Genomic DNA, 1,900 nt, shown 5'->3' with positions numbered 1-1,900 from the left:
TTTTTCACTTCTAGCTTCGTCGGCAGCGTCGAATGTGTATAAGAGACAGGGGTGGGGGCCGCGCGCGGCAGGACCGTCCGGTTTGTGCCGCCGTCCCGCGATTCGGCCGGGGCGCGGCGCGGCGCGCCGGTGTGCGAGCGCGTTGTCAGTGTCGTACTGCATGATCATAGAAGTGATCGACATCGTCGGAGCTGGGTAGGCGCTCGGGGTCGCCCAGCCCAAGGAGGCCCTGTGCAGCCCGTCCTGGAACCGGTCCCGTCCCGCGGTACGGAGCTCGGCGCGGAGCGCCCGCGCAGGGCACCGGCGCGGATCCTGCCGTACCGGCCGCGCCCCCTCGCCCCGGGAGGCGGCACCGGCACCGATCTGCTGCGGATCATCGCCGATCCGGCGACGCCGGTCTTCCTCACGGTGCACGCCGGGGGCCGTCGGCGATACGGCTACTGGCGGGCGTCGGACGGCCCCGACGGGGCGGGCGGCTGCTATGTGGCGCTGCCCACCGAGGAGTGCGACGCGCTGCGGGAGGCCGGGCGGATCGAGCTGGGGGAACCGATCGCCGACCCCGGCAAGACGACGTACCGCGTCCGCGCCCTGGGGCCGGTGGCGGGCGGGACACGTGGCCGGCGCGCGGAGCCCGGGGAGGACCGGCACCGGGCAGCGGAGCGTGCGGTGGACCGTCCGGCGGAGCGTACGGACGAGCGGGCGGCGGCGCGGGTGCAGCCCGGCGGGGTGCGGGCGGTCGACCGGCCGGGGGTGCGTGCGCGTACGGCGTGACGGCGGGCATCCGGTGTGCGCGCGAGGGGCGGTCGTCCGGGTGCGCGCGAGGGGCGGTCGTCCGGGTGCGGCGGCGTCGTCCAAGGGCGCGTCCGCCGGGGGCGGTCGTCCCGGTGCGCGTCCGTCGGGCAGCGTCGCGCGGAGGGTTCAGGCCCGTCGGGCTGCGGTCGCCGGGGCACGCCCGCAGGGCAGCGGTCGCCCGGCGTGCGTGCCCGTCGGGAGCGGTCCTCCTGGAGCGCCCGTGCGGGCGTGAAGTCCCGCCGCCCGTACGGCTGATGCGGGCGCGGCGGGTTTGCGGGGACGATGTCCGGCAAACCGGATTCCATGAGTGAAGCGAACACGGGAACGGATCAGAAGGCCGGCACGGCGAAGCGTACGACCGCTTCCCGTGCCCGCACGGCCGCCGGCAAGTCGGCCCGGAAGGCGGAGCGCGCGCCGCGGAAGGCCGGGGGCGCCGCCGGGCGGACGGCGGACAAGGCCGCGCGGGCGACGTCCGGGGCAACGGCCGGCGCCGAGGGTGCCGCGCACGGGACCGCCGAGGTGGCGCAGGGCACGGTCCGCCGGCTGGACGCGGGCCGCAGGGCTGCTGTGACGGCCGCCGGACGGGTCGGCACGGCCGCCCGGACGGCCTGGACTGCGCTTGCCCACCGCAGGGCCCTCGCGCTGGGCGTCGGGGCCGGGGTGACGGCGCTGAGCGCCGCGTCCTTCGCCGCGGGACGCCGCTCGGGCCGCGTCGCGCAGGGCTTCCGGGGACCGCTGACCCGGCTGACGGGCGGCCGTATCTGAGGCCGTCCCCCGCCCTCGTCCGAGGCCTGCCCTGCCGGGGTTTCGAGGCCCGGCCGCCACCCGTGTCCGTGGACGGCCCCAGCCGTTCGATCGTGACCGGACAGCACGGAAGGAGCGCCGTGCCCGGCGTCGTGGAGCGCCGGGACCGGTCGGTGGAGGAGTCGGTGACCCACCTGGTGACGACGGCCCGTTCGGCGCCTCGAACCCAGGGCCGGCAGCTCGACCGGCTGCTGGCCTACGGCCGGTCGGCACCGACGACGACACGTGCCTCGTCGGCGTGCGGGTGGTGGAGGAGGCGGGGGCCGGATGACCGGGGCGGGGTCTGTCTCTTGTGCACATCTTC

Annotated in this window: 2 protein-coding genes and 1 pseudogene; all 3 read left to right on the top strand. The window is 76.9% G+C overall.

The window, feature by feature from the left end; all coding sequences use genetic code 11:
* Positions 1 to 231: 231 nt before the first annotated feature.
* Positions 232 to 771 (top strand): hypothetical protein, encoded by a 540-nt coding sequence (locus tag MTQ10_RS30110; RefSeq protein ID WP_247473745.1) that lies wholly within the window; start codon positions 232 to 234, stop codon positions 769 to 771.
* Positions 772 to 1,095: 324 nt separating this feature from the next.
* Entirely contained in the window at positions 1,096 to 1,557 is a 462-nt protein-coding gene (locus tag MTQ10_RS30105; RefSeq protein WP_247473742.1) for a hypothetical protein, read from the top strand.
* A gap of 125 nt (positions 1,558 to 1,682) precedes the next feature.
* Positions 1,683 to 1,867, top strand: a pseudogene (locus MTQ10_RS31780) (hypothetical protein); the annotation flags it as partial.
* Between the last annotated feature and the right edge of the window lie 33 nt (positions 1,868 to 1,900).

This window comes from Streptomyces sp. XM83C (genome assembly GCF_023072675.1).
Lineage (GTDB): Bacteria > Actinomycetota > Actinomycetes > Streptomycetales > Streptomycetaceae > Streptomyces > Streptomyces thermocoprophilus.
This window is presented reverse-complemented; position numbering and strand designations above follow the sequence as displayed.